General features: G+C 54.4%; 19 protein-coding genes. 7 read left to right on the top strand and 12 right to left on the bottom strand.

What is annotated here, in order from left to right; translation table 11 throughout:
- Nucleotides 1-44: 44 nt before the first annotated feature.
- Together ACR0EV_RS10165 and pufB are read right to left on the bottom strand one after the other, a co-directional pair.
- Entirely contained in the window at nucleotides 45-395 is a 351-nt protein-coding gene (locus ACR0EV_RS10165) for a light-harvesting protein (protein WP_171668508.1), read from the bottom strand.
- A 13-nt stretch (nucleotides 396-408) separates the two neighbouring features.
- Nucleotides 409-564 carry a light-harvesting antenna LH1, beta subunit gene (gene pufB, locus ACR0EV_RS10160; RefSeq protein WP_152458403.1) on the bottom strand — a complete coding sequence of 52 codons (156 nt, stop codon included), beginning with the start codon at nucleotides 562-564 and terminating at the stop codon, nucleotides 409-411.
- Between the two features lie 290 nt (nucleotides 565-854).
- Between pufB and bchE the strand changes: the two genes are divergently transcribed.
- Genes bchE through ACR0EV_RS10145 form a run of 3 tightly spaced genes read left to right on the top strand, consistent with a single transcriptional unit; the run spans nucleotide 855 to nucleotide 3992 of the window.
- The gene (gene bchE, locus ACR0EV_RS10155; RefSeq protein ID WP_480799975.1) at nucleotides 855-2519 is read left to right on the top strand and encodes a magnesium-protoporphyrin IX monomethyl ester anaerobic oxidative cyclase; all 1665 of its coding nucleotides are present in this window, start codon (nucleotides 855-857) and stop codon (nucleotides 2517-2519) included.
- Entirely contained in the window at nucleotides 2485-3117 is a 633-nt protein-coding gene (gene bchJ / locus ACR0EV_RS10150; protein ID WP_371808688.1) for a bacteriochlorophyll 4-vinyl reductase, read from the top strand. The genes bchE and bchJ overlap by 35 nt, the downstream gene beginning before the upstream one ends.
- A gap of 5 nt (nucleotides 3118-3122) precedes the next feature.
- Nucleotides 3123-3992 carry a class I SAM-dependent methyltransferase gene (locus ACR0EV_RS10145; protein WP_480799974.1) on the top strand — a complete coding sequence of 290 codons (870 nt, stop codon included), beginning with the start codon at nucleotides 3123-3125 and terminating at the stop codon, nucleotides 3990-3992.
- Between the two features lie 337 nt (nucleotides 3993-4329).
- On the opposite strand, the gene ACR0EV_RS10140 is transcribed toward ACR0EV_RS10145, so the two are convergent.
- Nucleotides 4330-4599: a hypothetical protein gene (locus ACR0EV_RS10140; protein WP_480799973.1), complete on the bottom strand. Its 270-nt coding sequence runs from the start codon at nucleotides 4597-4599 to the stop codon at nucleotides 4330-4332.
- A gap of 209 nt (nucleotides 4600-4808) precedes the next feature.
- Nucleotides 4809-5246, bottom strand: a complete 438-nt coding sequence (locus tag ACR0EV_RS10135) for a hypothetical protein (RefSeq protein WP_480799972.1) — start codon at nucleotides 5244-5246, stop codon at nucleotides 4809-4811.
- A gap of 319 nt (nucleotides 5247-5565) precedes the next feature.
- Here ACR0EV_RS10135 and ACR0EV_RS10130 point away from each other — a divergent pair, with 319 nt between their 5' ends.
- From ACR0EV_RS10130 to ACR0EV_RS10120, 3 genes are all read left to right on the top strand, one after another.
- Nucleotides 5566-5808 carry a hypothetical protein gene (locus tag ACR0EV_RS10130; RefSeq protein ID WP_480799971.1) on the top strand — a complete coding sequence of 81 codons (243 nt, stop codon included), beginning with the start codon at nucleotides 5566-5568 and terminating at the stop codon, nucleotides 5806-5808.
- Nucleotides 5809-6261, top strand: a complete 453-nt coding sequence (locus ACR0EV_RS10125; protein WP_480799970.1) for a hypothetical protein — start codon at nucleotides 5809-5811, stop codon at nucleotides 6259-6261. It begins immediately after the preceding gene.
- Nucleotides 6262-6706: 445 nt separating this feature from the next.
- A complete protein-coding gene (locus tag ACR0EV_RS10120) occupies nucleotides 6707-6892 on the top strand; it encodes a hypothetical protein (protein WP_480799969.1) in 186 nt (61 codons plus the stop codon).
- A gap of 156 nt (nucleotides 6893-7048) precedes the next feature.
- Here the strand turns inward: ACR0EV_RS10120 and ACR0EV_RS10115 are convergent, their stop codons facing one another.
- The 8 genes from ACR0EV_RS10115 to ACR0EV_RS10080 form a co-directional block, all read right to left on the bottom strand.
- Nucleotides 7049-7462, bottom strand: a complete 414-nt coding sequence (locus ACR0EV_RS10115; protein WP_480799968.1) for a hypothetical protein — start codon at nucleotides 7460-7462, stop codon at nucleotides 7049-7051.
- Nucleotides 7463-7472: 10 nt separating this feature from the next.
- Nucleotides 7473-7847, bottom strand: coding sequence for a hypothetical protein (locus ACR0EV_RS10110; RefSeq protein WP_480799967.1), 375 nt, complete (start codon nucleotides 7845-7847; stop codon nucleotides 7473-7475).
- A gap of 466 nt (nucleotides 7848-8313) precedes the next feature.
- Complete coding sequence (locus ACR0EV_RS10105) at nucleotides 8314-8913, bottom strand: hypothetical protein (RefSeq protein WP_480799966.1); 600 nt, start codon at nucleotides 8911-8913, stop codon at nucleotides 8314-8316.
- Between the two features lie 259 nt (nucleotides 8914-9172).
- On the bottom strand, nucleotides 9173-10567 hold the full coding sequence (locus ACR0EV_RS10100) for a hypothetical protein (protein ID WP_480799965.1): 1395 nt from the start codon (nucleotides 10565-10567) through the stop codon (nucleotides 9173-9175).
- Nucleotides 10567-12375: a hypothetical protein gene (locus ACR0EV_RS10095; RefSeq protein ID WP_480799964.1), complete on the bottom strand. Its 1809-nt coding sequence runs from the start codon at nucleotides 12373-12375 to the stop codon at nucleotides 10567-10569. Before ACR0EV_RS10095 ends, ACR0EV_RS10100 begins: the two co-directional genes overlap by 1 nt.
- A 141-nt stretch (nucleotides 12376-12516) precedes the next feature.
- On the bottom strand, nucleotides 12517-13095 hold the full coding sequence (locus ACR0EV_RS10090) for a hypothetical protein (protein WP_480799963.1): 579 nt from the start codon (nucleotides 13093-13095) through the stop codon (nucleotides 12517-12519).
- Nucleotides 13096-13261: 166 nt separating this feature from the next.
- Nucleotides 13262-13534, bottom strand: a complete 273-nt coding sequence (locus tag ACR0EV_RS10085) for a pyocin activator PrtN family protein (RefSeq protein WP_480799962.1) — start codon at nucleotides 13532-13534, stop codon at nucleotides 13262-13264.
- A 109-nt stretch (nucleotides 13535-13643) separates the two neighbouring features.
- The gene (locus tag ACR0EV_RS10080; protein ID WP_480799961.1) at nucleotides 13644-14906 is read right to left on the bottom strand and encodes a tyrosine-type recombinase/integrase; all 1263 of its coding nucleotides are present in this window, start codon (nucleotides 14904-14906) and stop codon (nucleotides 13644-13646) included.
- Nucleotides 14907-15164: 258 nt separating this feature from the next.
- Here ACR0EV_RS10080 and dusA point away from each other — a divergent pair, with 258 nt between their 5' ends.
- Nucleotides 15165-16178 (top strand): tRNA dihydrouridine(20/20a) synthase DusA, encoded by a 1014-nt coding sequence (dusA, locus tag ACR0EV_RS10075; protein WP_480799960.1) that lies wholly within the window; start codon nucleotides 15165-15167, stop codon nucleotides 16176-16178.
- Nucleotides 16179-16188 lie beyond the last annotated feature (10 nt).

Below are 16188 nucleotides of genomic sequence, written 5' to 3'. Positions count from 1 at the left end.
CGGTGCCGCTTAGCACCGGACCCGTTCCGTTGTTTTTGCTGGTCTTAGTGCTCCGGAGGCGGAACCGTCTCGGAAGCCGATGCCAGAACAGCTGGTGCCTCGACCGTAGCCACTGCCAGAGTACCATCCGGCATCTCTACCAGGATCCGATCGCCGCTGGACGCAGTGCTGGCCGCAACAAACGATGCTTTCGCGGTCGCTTCGCCATCTTCCTGCGGCAGCATCGCGGTTTCAGCACCACTGCCCAAAGGATTGCCAGACAGGAAATCAGACACCCACGTCGTGTTGCTGAGAACCGCAACATGAACTGCAAACGATCCAACCGCGACTGCCGACAAGAACAGCGGAATACCAACGGTGGGTTTGACGACGAGCCAGATTTTTGAATTGTTCATCTGATCGCTCCTTTCATCCGAGCCAAGGTGTTGCGACCGCAACAAGGATGTGCGCAAGCAGGGCGATGACGCCGAACACGCGAGTCCCGTCGATCAGGTAGCTGTGGACCTCTTCAGCCTCACGTAGGTTGAGACCGGTTGGCCATACTTTTTCTGGGTCGTCAGACATGATTGCCTCCCGTTAATCGGCTGTCGGAAATAACGTGCCAAAAACGTGTGGAACGGGTCCTGCACGGCAAGTTCTCCGGTCGGGTGCGCACAGCCGATATGGAGCGCAATAATGGAAACCGGAGTGTCATTATTATATGACAGTAAAAACTGTCAGGTCAATTAGACACTTTTGAGGCTCGTTTTGTGGGCAGACCCTACCCTTCAACTGCGACCACATCCCCATTTTGATTTATGTCAATTGAAAATGACACTATAGGCGTCTACAATAAGTTACACTGGGAGGCTGCCATGAGAATTGTGTTTGTTCACCCAAATTACCGGTCTGGCGGGGCTGAGATCGCTGGCACTTGGCCTCCGGCATGGGTGGCGTATCTTACTGGGCATCTGCGTCAATCCGGGTTCGAAGACATTCACTTTATTGATGCGATGACCGGCGATGTGTCGGACGAGGACTTATCAATTCGAATCGCCGATCTCAGGCCGGATGTGGTGGGTGTCACTGCGATTACGCCATCGATTTACCGTGCCGAAGACGTGTTGCGGATAGCCCGAGACGTCGCGCCGAACGCGATCCGTGTGTTGGGCGGAGTGCATGCCACCTTTATGTACAAGCAAGTCTTGTCCGAAGCGCCCTGGGTTGACGTCATCGTGCGTGGAGAAGGTGAAGAGATTTGCACCGAATTGATGCAGGCCATCCGCGATGGCCGCTGGCCGCACGACCGGCGCAAGATCAAAGGACTGGCGTTTTGTGACGGCGATGAGATCGTGGCGACCCCGGCGGCATCGACGGTCAAAGACCTATCTGCCATCAAACCGGATTGGACCGTTTTGGATTGGGAGAAATACATCTACATCCCGCTTGGAACCCGTGTTGCGATCCCCAATCTTGCGCGCGGTTGTCCTTTTACCTGTTCCTTCTGCAGCCAGTGGAAGTTCTGGCGTGACTACCGGGTGCGCGATCCAAAGGATGTGGTGGACGAAATCGAAGACCTCGTTGAAAATCACGGGGTCGGGTTTTTCATCCTTGCCGACGAAGAACCGACCATCAACAAAAAGAAATTCGTGGCCTTCTGCCAAGAACTCATCGACCGGGATCTGCCGCGCCGGGTGAAATGGGGGATCAACACGCGCGTCACCGATATTTATCGGGACAAGGAGAACCTGAAATTCTATCGCAGGGCTGGCCTTGTTCACGTGTCATTGGGCACCGAAGCCGCCGCGCAGATGAAACTGGACCAATTCAACAAGGAAACAAAGGTCGAGGAAAACAAGACGGCCATCCGTCTCTTGCGCGAGGCGGATATTCTGGTCGAGGCTCAGTTTATCGTGGGCCTCGACAATGAAACCCCTGAAACGCTGGAAGAGACCTATCGGATGGCGTGGGACTGGCAGCCTGATCTGGCAAACTGGTCGATGTATACACCGTGGCCGTTCACCCCGCTGTTCCAGGATCTAAAGGATCAGGTGCAGGTCTTCGATTTTTCGAAATACAACTTCGTCACCCCAATCATGAAACCCGCCGCCATGGAGCGCGGTGAACTACTGGACGGCGTGATGAATAACTACCGTCGCTTCTACATGAAGAAGGCTCTGTTCCACTATCCATGGCGAGGCACAGGCTTTCGGCGACGCTATCTCTTGGGCTGTCTCTTTGCCTTTCTGAAGGCTGGTTTCCAGCGAACGTTCTATGATTTGGGTAAGGCTGGGTACTGGGGGCCGCAAACCAAGTCCAAGGTGGATTTCCATTTCGACGATACGCGTCAACTGGCCGAAGCTCAGCTTGAAGACTGGGAGGCCGCCGCGGACAGAGCCGCCCGAGCAGCCGAACGGCGCGAAGCCGTGAAAGCCCAGATGAAGGAACGAGCGACCCACCGATCCGAGGCTCTCAAAATGCCAAAGGGTTTCGAGTTGCGCGCCTGTGGCGGTGGCGATCAGCAGATGGAAGATGTCTGAGCGTGCGGCAACAGGCGAGGCGCTGATAGGGCCGAATGCAGTCCTTCAGCTTCTGCCGCAGATTGAAAAAATCTGTGGTGCTTCGCGTCTCTCGCAGATGCTTGCGGAAGCGGGGCTGACGCGAACACCCGACGGTCGAGATATGATCCCGGAAATCCACGCCATGCGCCTGCATCAAATGCTACGACGGGAGGAACCGGAACACAGCCGCGCCATGGCCGCTGCGGCCGGGAAGGGGACCGCCCAGTATATTCTGCAACATCGTATTCCGAAACCCATTCAGCGAATTCTCAAAGCGTTGCCAGCCTTTATGTCTGCCCGGCTCCTGTCAAAGGCCATCGCGGATCACGCTTGGACTTTCGCAGGCTCTGGTAAGTTCCAGTTGCAGGGCTCGTGGACGTTCAAAATTACCGACAACCCAATCGTTCGAGGCGAAACAAGCCAAACACCGCTGTGCCATTGGCACACAGCTGTCTTTGAACATCTCTACCGGGAATTGGTTCATCCAAACGTCAATTGTGTTGAAACGAGCTGCTGCGCGCAAGGCTCCGTCAATGCCTGCATTTTTGAGCTAACGGTGACGATGGGTCGTGGTTAGGGCTTTTGGGATTTCTGGGTCTGCTTGCGGCAGACGAATCTCGGGTGCTTAGGGGGGCGAAAATGATTGATCCTTACGCAGACGTGGCGTCCCTTGACACTGCTCTTCAAGAAAGAGTCGCAGACATCCTGACTGCGCGCGGTCAAGACCCGGCGCACAAAGAGATGCGCAAAGCCTTCTTGAAAAACCTGAACCTCCCACCGCACGCAACAGCGCTGGAACTTGGATCCGGCACCGGTCATGTTACCTTGGATCTGATTGAAACCGCAGGAGCAACACGTGCGCATGGTATTGAGGCTTCTCCGCTTTTGGTGGCGAAGGCGACAGAGGCTTTTTCGCCCAATCCCCACCTCAGCTTCGAAGTCGGAGATGCCAGAAAAACCGGTTTAGAGAGTCAGTCCTACGACTTGATCCTGCTGCACTCTGTTTTGTGTCACGTGCATGATTTTCAGAATGTAGTTCGTGAAGCACATCGTCTTCTGAAACCGGGAGGCGTCCTGGCAATTTGTGATGGCGAGTTCGACAACATGAGTGCGCCAATCTCTGACTACGACCTTTTGGACCAGCTCATTCTCCGGATTTTGACAAGTAACGTAACGAACCTTTGGGTCATGCGTCAGTTGCCAGAAGTCCTCACCGACACAGGTTTCAAGCTCGGGCATCAGACCTTGCACAAACCAGTATCTGAGCATGACGCGAATTTTTTTCTGACAATCATTGAAGCCGGAGCAGATCAATTCGTTGCACAAGGTAGGCTGCTTCGCGAAACTGCCGTAGCTATTAAAGCTGAGGCACGTGTACGCGCCTTACTGCACTGTTTGTTTTGCAATATTTCATACATCAGCCAAATCGGGCACAAACCCAGAAGTGACTGATGGACGCGAAGAGTTTTTTGCGAACTGAAATGTGGGTGCTCACTTCTTGCTTGCATACAAATCTTCCAATCGATGATACGGCGCAGTGTCCCTGAACTGTTTCACGAGTTCAGGATCATTCAAGCGGTACCGCCCGCAGTATTTCAGAAGATGTCGTACATATAGAAGAAGCGCGATCGTCACCCCGGCGGTTGCTATGTTGAAAGTGATTTCCCAAATCGTCATTTCAGTTTCTCCGCACTTTTTTGTTTCGAGCCTGTGCAAATTAACCTTCAATTAAGGCATGTGATGGTTTTGCGCTCGGTTACGTTGACGAAAGCTTGCGACCGGAAGGTCTTCAATCAAATTTCTTGTGGTGGTGTTTCGCATGCTCCTCAAGAGCTTCCGTGTGCTCCTCCAGCCAAGCTCGTTTCCGATCCTCCTTGGTCGCGACAAGTTCCGAAATACGCTTGTCCAGAGCGTCGGTATCTGTATCGGTCAACTGACTACGCTGTTCGAGCAAAAGGTCGATGACGACTTTGCGAGGGAGTTGCCAAAGCAGTTTTTCCAACACCTGAACGTTGTCTTTCAAAAGGTTCGTGTCTGAATTCGTTGAGTCGTTTGTCATCCGTTCGCAATCTACTTTTTGTGGCAGTTTAGCATGGCTCCGCCCATCGCATTTTTACACTGCGCAATTGGCGGAAACGCATTTAGGCCGAACCGATGGCTGCCGTATACACAGAGGCTAACATGATGCTTACTGGTTAGCGGCCTATTTCATCGCTCAAGCTCTAAGGTTTCGGCGATCCAGCGATGCTCATGACGTCATCGCGATCTTCACAAAACCCTATTGATTGTCGTCAGCATATTCATCTTCTCGTGCGCAGAGGCGGGCTCGTCCCTTAACGGGACATCCTTCACGTCGCGGCCCTCCCACTTAATCTTGACACCGACGCGGTTCAGTGCGTCCCTGACGAACGCTTTGACTTCAGACCGCACGCTTTTTTCCGGATGAAATATCGCAAAGGACGACACCGCAGTCAGATCTGCCGCGTAGTGCTGCTCAAACACTACCTTCGCTTCAAAAATGTCCTTGACGATATCAAGCAGTATGCGCAGCTTCGTTGCCCGTCCCTCTACGAGTGACCGATCAAACTCTATCAACGCCAGTACTGCGGCGTCATAGTCGTCTTCCGGAGACGAACGCCGTGGTGTGTTGTCCGATCGAGCCTGCCCGCCTCCGTCGCCATTTTCCACCAGATCTTTCTCTGTCATCTTTCAATCTCCAGTTTAAGTGCGATCATCGCTCGAGATACTGAGACCTCGTGCCGGGGGATATCTTCCCCAAGAGGTCCAAAGTTGGTCAGCCCTTGTGTCGCGCATCCTCCGACATTTGTCGTAACTCGTTGAATCTGGTACACGAACAAGGAACGCTTCGACGTTACTGCGCAGCAATCTCTGTAAAATCCAAAGTGAAGCGGTCCAGCGTCAGAGGAATGTGTTGTCGAGCGCCGATTGACCAAAACCGGAACGGGCGAGTCCGAGCCCACACTGCAACTGAAAGATCATGTCTCAGGATGACCTGGAAAACCTATTGAACTCAATCAGCCGGCCGACGCCGGAAGAAGAAGAATTTTTTGCCAAACGTCGCTCCCTTGGTCTCGGCGTCGGGCTCGATGCGCATGGGAAAAAGGTCTATCCGAAAAAGCTGATATTCATCGACTTCGAAGCATCCTCGTTGAGGCCAGAAAGCTGGCTGATCGAAGTTGGCATTGCGTGGATCGAACATCAGGATGTCGTTGTCGAAAGCAAGCTCATACAGCCAGATCCTGATTGATTGCTCGATGATTGGTCAGAGAAAAGCGCTGTGGTACACAATATCCCTTTCAACGCCTTGAAGACGGCGGAACCCGCGGAAGATGTCGCACGTTGGCTGAAAGAAATTGTAAGCGACAACATCCTTGTCAGCGACGCTCCTGAGTTCGCCCAACGCTGGCTTGACCGTCTTCTCGCAACGCTCGGTGAACCGGCGAGGCAGATCGATGACTTTGACCGCATCGTCAGGGTTTCGTTTTCTCAAGAAGACGGCGTTGTTGCGCCCGGCGCGATCGAGCAAGTCTACGAAACGCGAGCGGAGCGCCTAACAACACATCGAGCAGGCGCAGATGCCGCTGATATGGCCCACGCGTATAGATCCGGGTTACCTCGGCTTTCTTCACCCGACTTTCTCGAGCCAATGTCCGAAGAGGATCTGCAGCGCTGGGAAGGTGGAGCGGAGGACAATGACTAAGTACGCCGAGGGAAGCATATCCTCACCGCAACCGTTACAGCTCAGTCTGTAGATGCTCCGACCCGTCTTGGCTGGCAAGTCTTATATCCGAGGCTTGGCGGACCGGACATTGCGAGCCGTGCACTTGCACGGTTTCAAAGCGACAAGCAGCTCATCATTTCAGGATTCAAACAGGCAGTTTCTCATTTTTTTGAAACAACACATCTTTTGCTAACCAGTAACACTACATCACAACGAGAGCACTATGTCCGTACAGAAATCCTTGTCCGATCTGATAATTGAGACCATTGCAAATGGAATCCTGTGTCTAAGTGAAGACGCAAGAAGGATACGATTTACGCTTATCCACAGAGGCCATTCAGTTACCGGACCGTTGTGTCTCCGTTCCGATTGGACAGACAAACTCGGCCGACCAGGCTTGATGCCGGTAATCGTAGAGACTGCCTTGACTTACGGCGAGGGTGATATTGCCCTTCCTGTACCATCCGAAGAAGACATGGCTTCAGCTTACGATTTGCTGCAGGAGCGCCTCGCACCGGAAAAGATGTTCTTTTTCGACAGCGAGCAGGGCTGGACGTTGACGTCATTTAAGTCGAAACCGCTACGTCGAGGCGGCAAAGAAACTGAGTAAAGCAAGTGGGAACTAAGTTGTTTCTGGAAGCCGGCATCTGCGTAGATGTCGGCCTCCAACCGGGTTTACCAAGCTTTCTTTTGCCTCTTTAAGTGGCGGCTTTGATTGGGCAGCGACAGAGAGTAATTCGGGCTTGAAGCGCTGCCACTTCGTTCGTCAATCATACTTGCCGATCAAAGATTGCGCTTTCACCCGCGCCCGTAGGCGATTTCGTAGAAACTGAAACTGACTCCATGTCAGAATTCGGAGACGTAGCCGCTCCAGTTCGCTGTCGATCAGAACATCTTCTTCAGTGTCCATCTCGAGCACCTTGTTTCCGTAACCCGCGCACCGAGCGTTTGCAGCGGAGACGAGATCCTTGCCGACCATTGCGATACACGCATCGTACCGCTCATCGAGAACATCGCCGCGTTCCAGCCGCTCGAGCATATGCGAAAAGTTGCGCCGCATCAGCCCGCGCGGAATTGGCCCATGCCGTGCGCACTCGTCTGCAAAAGCGGCCGCTTGCGAGATCACGCAAGCACCCAGCTCCTCGAGCGTTTGTTCCCGGCGAATGTATGTGTAGCTCATCACGATCTCCTCACGCCGCCGCTTCAGTCTCAGCCAATACAGGCGTAAGCGTTGTTTCATCAATTCTGGCGATCAAAGCTTCCACCTGGTCAGTCAGCCCGCAGATGACGAGCACCGCCGGATCTTCCGGTGAAATCTCGGCGAAATGCCCGCTCTCGTTGCGGTCTAAATCACCGACGTGTTCGAGTGCGAGAAGGTCGTGCAGCCACTCCAAACCGCGGCGATGCCAGATTGTGTAGGCATTGGCAGATGCGACCGACGCGCGCAGTCGCTGTAGTCGCATCAGGGCGGCGGATCCACCGAGCAGCAACACTGCATGTTGAAGATCGAGATCAGCAGATTCGAGAAATTCGCCGACCTGGGTCAGGATTTGGTTTTTATTCATGGGGAATTACCCTGTGTTAACGCCGCCCCCATCGGACGACAAGCGCGCAGGCGGGGGCGTTCTCCTTTCACCCTGCACGTGGTTTCTGTTGATCTGAGCTCTGAGCTTTCTCTCATCTTGCTGCTCACAAAGACGCAGCAAGATGAGAGGAAGTCAGGGCCGGGTTACTTCTTGCCCATTCGGTAACCAACCTTTGGAAGTGTCGAGGAGCCGAGCACCATTCAGCAGACCGTTCGGGTAACGCATCAACGATCATCAATTGGGCCTTGGTAGTTCAGTTCGAAGATGACGCCGCTCGCGAAGCAGCAAGGTTATCGATTACGCTTCATGCTGCTTGGTGAGAGGCGAAGATGCCGTGCAATTCTTGAAGACAAAACCATTTTGCCAGACGCATCTCGGCCGAGGCGACTTTCGTGTATCGTGTCTTCAGTGACTGTGGCCAAATTGCGTGAGGCAATTCCGACACTCAGGGATGACACGCCACATGTTGCTTGAGGAGCGCGGTGACACGACGGCAGTACTGTATCCAGGAACTTTCTGCCAATCCGACGGTCGCGGCGGGCAATCCTCGGAAATCGCCCATGCGTTCCAACAGTTCACTTGCGGCAGGATTTTCTCCAAGATCGACGCCAGTCATGTGCATAACTTGCCAGAATTTGCTGATGGCAGTTCTTTCGTGCTGCGACGACCCCGCGTGCAGCAGATAGAGGGCTGGTGGAAGCTCGGCTTTTATGGCTCCACTGCTGTCATAGACGGGTGGCGCGCCGATCGGCGAAGTGGGCAGCAGCCCACTTTCTGCTACCTCCCTCACTTCGAAAAGACGGTTAAAACAAACGACCGCCCGACGCAGCCGCTGACGTCTCATCCCCCCCTCAGCCTCAGCTTCGAGTGACCAAACCCAATCTGTGGTCAATTGGGCAGGCGCGAGACCTGCAGCGGTTGCAGGCGTCTTCAAACCGCCCCAATGCAACTCGATCTCCTGCTTGAGGCCGACACGCCGGATCAAGTGGCGAAGAGCTTCCCATGGGTCATCAATATATCCCGCGCAGCTCAACGCGCGGATCACGGCTTGACGACCGCGATGATAGGTTTGGGCGCTGGGGAAAGCGGTCCGAATTTCGGGGTTCAAATCTTCATACCCTTTTGGAAACCGTGACTCGAATTCTGCGCACTTGATGCGGTCGAGGCCACCCATTGAGTGACCGAACATATGCAATATGCCGATGACTTGAGGTGTGGATATAGCCGTGAGATCTGCGAGGGTGTGCAAAGAGAACGTCCTTTTTTCGAATGGGTTCGGTATGGCGGGGGGTGCGTCAGTGGCATCAAATGAGATCCGAGATGTCCTCATTGTGGTCGTAGCTGTCCGCGAATAACGTCTGCGCCGCCTTTACGGCCTGTCGGCGAGCGTTTCTTGAGCGATATTTCTCCACCGTCGCAAAGGAGACGTGGTGGTTCACGGCTGCACCGTATTGAATGCCAAGCTCGCCTTGGGTCGCCAGGCTGTCATAAGCAAGGCTGCGTGCGATGTGTCCTCCTGTATTTGCGACCGCAGACCACATCCGTGAGTACCAGGCGTAGACAGCGGGTGTGCCGTCAAACTGCACGTAGAGAGGGCGTTTGGTCGTGAGTACCCGATCCCGCAGAGTTTCGAGATAACGTGAATCCTGGTCCTGCAGGATCAAAGCGTCGATGAAAGGCGTCCAAAAGGTGTCCAGGGGAATGTCCAACTCGTCGACATGGGCATTGCGGGTTTTGTTCGGGCGGTACGTAAACCGGTACCCATCGCGATCAGCCTCGTAGTAGATTCCCTGTCCAAAGATGTGGTTTCTCAGGACATCTTCCGGACGGGCGGGAACCGCGACGCCAATTGCGATTGCGGCAGCCCGATTGCGCAATGCATGGCGGCGAGAGGGCGTTTCCAAACGGTCTGCCGAGTAGAGCATGGCTTCGGCGGCGCCGATTAAGTCTCGAGCACTTCCAAGCTTCTTCAATTTCGCAAACTTCAATGCCGGTTGTTTCCCTTCAAGCCGAACGAGTTCGTCGTAAGTGCGCGAAAGCATGTCCAAAACGTGGTTGGGCATGCCATGCATCCGTGCGAAACGGCGCAGTTCTTCCCAGGTGCTGCGCAAATAGGCCCAGCGGGGAACGCCATCGTTTTTCTGAGCGGATCGACTGCGTAGATCAGAGTAATATACCTTCAGCGCCGCTTTGTCTGATAGATCAACTGGCAGCCCACGCTGATCTGCCGACCAGGCGAACATGCACAGGCGTGAAGTCATGCGGTTCAATATCGAAAGGGCAAAAGTTCCTTCGAGCCGCAATCTTTGCAGCGTGATTTGCCATTGATCCGGCAAATCTTCGGGCGGAATGGAAACTGTTCGCTTGTAGCTTCTGTTGCGGCCCTTGGTGATGCCCTTGAAATCGACTTTTTCGTGCCGCGTGGTGATTGCAGTATCGATTGATTTGAGGTGGTCCCCCTCAAACCCCAGTTGTTGCAATGCGTTTGCCAAGCTTCTGAGCGCTTCCGGTTTCTGCTCACACAGTTCCGCGTAGGCGTCGATATCCACTCTGTCCGGACTGGAAACGGAATGCTCTGCACAAAACGACATGAAGGTTTCCAGAGAATTCAGTTCGGTGTCTTGCATGCGCATAACGGCTGGAAACCCGCGCAGATGTACCATGTGCGGACGGTTCAGGAGGACGTGCCGAGGGGTCATCACGCTGCACCCCCATGACCATGGACCACCATTTTCTGGCCGTCGCTGATGTTCTTTTTCTTGTCGAGCCATGCATAGTTTCGCGCGCAGACGGGAAGGGTATTGCCGAGCAAGTCTGCGGCGGCTTGCATCGCATTTGGATTGTTCTTGATGAGCAGTGTCGCGTAGCCGTGTCGCCATTTGTGGAAGTTCATGGGTAGTTCAACGAGGGATGCGGCGCGCTGAAACCATGTATCGAACGTGCCGGCATCAAGGGCGGCAGGGCTCTTGACCGCGGGGAACAGGTAGATGCTGTCCTTGGCATGCGGGAACAGGGGGCGGATCTCGCGCAGGTACCACGACAGTACGAGCGGTCCGTGCAGTTTTTGTTGCAACTCGGTTTCCTCTTCGTCTTTGCCGGACTTGGTTTCGTCGCCAAACAGCATGAACTCGTATGCCGTGCGGTGTTGGCCAGGCGTGAAGAAATTCTGTCTCGACCCTGCGATCCTGAGCCCCAGCATGTTTGCCAGCCGAATGGGGCGACCTGCATATTCGATCGCGGAGGCCGCAGCGCAGGTGCCGAGCTGCCTTACCTGCGTAAGTTCCGCGTCGGTCAATTCTCGTCCATCGGCGTTTGCGAGAACCTCCTTCGCCTTTTGCATTACGAGGCGATGGAGGTTTCGAAACCGCCGTTCCCGCTCTGGATTCCGCGCCAGGGACTTGCACCAGGCTTTGTTTTTAGTGCTCATGCCCTGGGCGGCCTGCTTACCTCTTTGCAGGAACTTGCTTGTTTTGATCCTGGTGACGGTCTTGTCTTCGAGGAGGCCATTTCTGCCCAAAGCTACGAGAAGGCGGGAGTAATAGCTGTAGGCCGAGCGCTTAGTCAGCGTGTCGTTGAGATGCTCGACTGCTTCGGTGCGTCGGATCGTGGCCGCGATATGATCGAAGCTGAAGAGCCCTTCGAAGTCGTTGACGGCCTCGAGATCGGACACCGGGGAGTCATAGTTGAGGGCGGGCTCTGCCGGGCAGGACGGAAGGGTGCGCACATGATGACGGAGTGCCGCCAAATACCCCTCTACAGCTGAGTCGGAAACAGCCTGACTGTCCGACCCGGCAACTTCATCACGTTGGCAGGACGCCTTGTGCGCCAGGTCGATCAGCAGCGTGTCGAGTGCCTCGGGGAGTGCCGCTTTCTGTCGCAGGGTTGGCAACACCGGAACACCGGTCTTTGGCAGTAGCTCTGCTACTTCCGGCAGGAAGGCGTAACTGTCGAGGAATTTCAAAGCTCGGCTGACGGTGCTCCTGTCACCGGGGACGGTAATTGCCGCTTCGATCCGTTGCAGGGTCTCGGGCTCGCCGAGCTCCCAGGGCTCAAGCCCTGCCATGCGCGCGGTGTCGGAAAGCTTTGGGAGAGGACTTGCTACGTTCTTTGCAATAATTCCTCCGTTTTCGGTTCCGTGCAATTTGACAGCCTCGTGCAGTAGGGCCCATCCGTCCTGCCGGGCACGCAGTTCTTTCTTCTTCTCGGTAACGCCGGTTGCGAAGTTGACGGCGCGGATGAGGTCAGCACGCCATTTCTTATAAGGCTCCAGTTTCTGGTTCAGGTCCGGGCGAGGATGAATGCCTTTTCTCGCTTTCGGGAAATTGGCTTCAATCCACTTCAGATCTGCCGGGAGCCGGGACAAAGGCTCACCATGTGCGTTGCCAACGAGACGGATCAATGCGGCATTGAGGTATTGAGGACCATTTTCGGCAATCCAGTCCTGGACATCCTGCATTGTGGAAATTCTGACCGTTGAGGGTCGTGGTGCGGGGAAGATATCTTTCATGTTCATGTCGTTCATATTGGCGGTTTGTCGGGAAACCAAAGTTCCGCCTATTCCTGTTTTTTCCGTCTATTCCGCAGGAAAAGCGGAACTGTCGGGTGTTTGCCTGAACCGAAAACGGGCGGCTGTATCGCTTTTTTCCGGCTAATCCACGAACGCCTCCTTTTTCTGAGAGAAAGCTCCAAAAATCGCTTTCTCGAGACCAGAGCCGCCTTCTTTCTTGGCATTTTGATCTTTGGGTGAGGCATCGGTGTCCCGTGCTTTTGGGAGATCGAGCAGCATGCCCTCTTCTCGCCACAACAACACCTCAAGTGGGCGAAACATCCGCTTACGCGGCCCAAGGTTGACGGATGGAAAAGGAAGTGTTTCGCGGCCGTCCGCTATTCGGCGTGAAAGCGTGTTCGGTTTAACACCGAGCAAACCCGCCATTGCCGCAAAGTCGATGAGAGGTGTTTTCAGCGCAGTTTCGAGGTCTTCGATTCCTGCCAGGATGCTCGAATTTTTGTGCCGAAGACGCAGCTCACACAAGTGAGCGAATAATAATGTGCCTTCAATGCCGTGCACGGCCCGCCAGACTTGGTGCCAGGGGTACAGACCGGCAACATTAACCAACTGCTTTCGTCGAGCGATCTGTTTTATCGAGCTTCGCTCAACGGACAAATGCCTACAGAGTTCCGCCTGTGTCAAAGCGTAAGCTAAGGGTGAATTGGTGCAAATCTGCACTCTGGCCTCCTGTCGTTTGACAGGAATTGGGTCCGGATGCGGGAACTCGGAAAAAAGTTTGGGCCGACGCGTTGAAATACCCGTAGTACACTTGGCTTGAGCGACATGTTGTACAAAGAAAGAGGCCCCAAAGTCGTGTGGTGCCTCTTGAACTCTTTCAGTTTGTTCAGTCGAACGCGGCTTCTTCCCAGATTGAAGTGAATTTCTCCTGCGCAGCTGTGAACTGGACGTCAATCAGTCGAGCAAGATCCGTGAGCTGTATGAACTTCTGAGCCTTCTGGCTCTTGTTCTCCACTCCAGTGTAAGGCAAGCGGATGTCGCCGGCGTCAATCTTTTGCTTCAGCGTATCCGGTTTGTAGTTCAAATACTGCGCTATATGTTCCAGCGGGATAATCGGATTTCCACCGAAGTGGGCGAGCAGCATGTCGATGGTTTTCATCTTGGCCTCCTTTGCTTGTGGAGAGGAAATGCGTTTCGGCTTCAAAAGGCGGAAAACTGGTTTGATAGGAGTTTGATGGCCGATGCATATAGCCCGGCCATCGGGGTTCTCAGTGAAGTGTCTTGCATTTCTCCAGGATCAGCTGATGCCAGTCCCAGTTGGCGAATTTGTCACCTTCTTCTTCGACGTGTTCGTAGCGGTAAAGGCATCCACCATTCTTGTGACCTGAGATCTTTCTGACGAACGAGGCAGACTTACCCATCTCGAAAAGCCGACTGATTGCTTCGTGCCGAAGGTCATGGAAACGCAGGTCGACGACTCCGACCTTGTCTCGGTGGCGGCGGTACGCTGTCCCAACCGAGCGCGGATTGTAAGGGAAGATGAACTCTGACGTCCTGGGCATCGCCAAAATGATCTCCAACGCTTGGCACGGTAGCGTACACCAAACGTTGTTTCCCTTCTTTTGCCTGGGGTGTTTCATATCGCGCACGAGGATTCTGCCACTATTTTCGCGCAGATCATCCCACCTCAGGTTGCAGATTTCACTCAGACGACGCGCAGAATAAATCGCAAAGACGACCAGGATTGCGACCGGGATCTTCTGCCGGGTATTTTCCGAGATTGCAGTCAGAATTTTGTTTAGCTCACAGAGTTCCGGTCGACGATCTCGCTCTTCCGATCGAGCCAGGACTTCATCCTCCCAAAGAGTTCGCATGGCGAGGTTGACCACTTCGATGGGGATCAAAGCACCCCGGTCCTTGGACCAGGAGAGCGTTCTCGCCAGGTGAGTCATGTAGTTCGCGACTGTCTGTGGCATTCTTTCACCAGCCGACAACAGGTCTGCATAGTCATATAACTGTTGCTGCGTCAGCGTTGAGACCTTGGTCTTTCCGAACTCGTCGGCTTTGATAAAGGTCAGAACTTGACGAGCCGATCGGCCGAGGGTTTTCCCTCGCTTCAAACGGTCGTCGATGACATCTGAGATCTTTGTCTCCGTTACGATTTGAATTGGAAACCCGTTTGCTTCGATTTCTCGGAGTTTGTTGTTTCGCCATTTTTTTGCGTTTGGCAGGTGTCTGAAGGTTTTCGTGAGGCTGTGCTGTTTGCCATCCACACGCTTGCGGATTTGTACCCGATAGGAGAACTTTCCATTCTTATCTTCAAATCGGGTGATGTTCTGCTCCTTGAACTTTTTCTCTGGGGTCTCCTTGCGAGGTTTCTTTTCTTTCTGCTCGACCGAAGAAACCGGCATGGCGTTTTCTGAAACCCCAGCAGCAGTCACAGCGGTTGCTTGAGAAGGGGAGCGGTGGAAGAGATTCTGGGCAGTAATCGCCGCGAGCACATCTGTTGTGCTGTTCTTGATAGTCGTCATGGAATTCGTCCCATCTTGCTTTCGATGATAAGGAATTCGGTTCGGTCGTCCGAAAAAGATTCCGGGGTTTGATTGCCGAATTCTGAGGGAAACACAGAAGATGGAACCGGCGGCGCCCGGGCCAGAAACCAGCTGCATTTGGGCCGCTGTTTGTATGCTTTGGATGTGCTACACCGTAGCACGCTCGAATCGAGAACCTCCGAAAACCCCCGGGAATACGGTGAAATCAGGGGAAATCGTGCTTCGCGAAGTTTGGAGATGAATGGAGTTAACGCTTTGAAAAATAACGCACAAAAGGCAGCGCGTTTAAGCGTGGCTCCGATGATGGATTGGACCGATCGACATTGTCGGTTTTTCCATCGCCTGCTCAGCGCCGAGACTTTGCTGTATACCGAGATGGTGACGGCCCCTGCGCTTGTGCGGGGCGGGGCGATGCATTTGCTGGAGTATTCTCAAGACGAACACCCAGTAGCTTTGCAATTGGGCGGGTCAGACCCGGAAGAGCTTGCGCAAGCGGCGCGGCTGGGGGCCGAGTCTGGGTATGGTGAGATCAACCTCAATTGCGGTTGCCCGTCGGACCGGGTGCAATCGGGCACCTTTGGAGCGGTTCTGATGAAGGATCCGGGCCGCGTCGCCGATTGCGTATCCGCCATGCACGCGGCGGTGGATGTAGACGTAACCGTCAAGTGTCGCATCGGTGTGGACGACCAAAATCCCGAAGAGGTTTTGCCTGCGTTTTTGGACCAGATCCGCAGTGCGGGCTGTCAAAGGGTGACTATCCACGCGCGCAAGGCCTGGCTGCAAGGGCTCAGTCCCAAAGAAAACCGGGACATTCCGCCTTTGGATTACGATCTGGTGCACCGGATGAAGGCGGCGTTCCCCGACCTTCATATCTCAATCAACGGTGGCATCACATCACTGGACGAGGTGAAGGTTCATTTGGATGCAGGTCTGGACGGGGTGATGATCGGACGCGCTGCCTATCACCAACCAGGAGACATCCTGTCTGATGCCGACCCGCGCATCTTTGGCGTTGGAGACGCGCGGGATCCGATTGCGATCGTTCAACAAATGGTGCCCTATGTCGATCAGCATCTTGCCAAAGGTGGACGGTTGCACCAGATCACGCGTCATATGCTCGGTCTTTTTGCCGGTCGCCCCGGCGCCCGCGCGTGGCGGCGCGCCTTGTCCGAAGGAGCGGTACACAAAGGGGCCGGGCCAGAAGTGATGTTGCAGGCGCTGAACCACGTTGCGCCGATGGCAGAAGCGTAACAAGCAGGGG

Source organism: Ruegeria sp. CF8 (assembly GCF_056537285.1).
The sequence above is the reverse complement of the archived record's forward strand: the minus strand, read 5'-3'. Positions and strand labels throughout refer to the sequence as shown.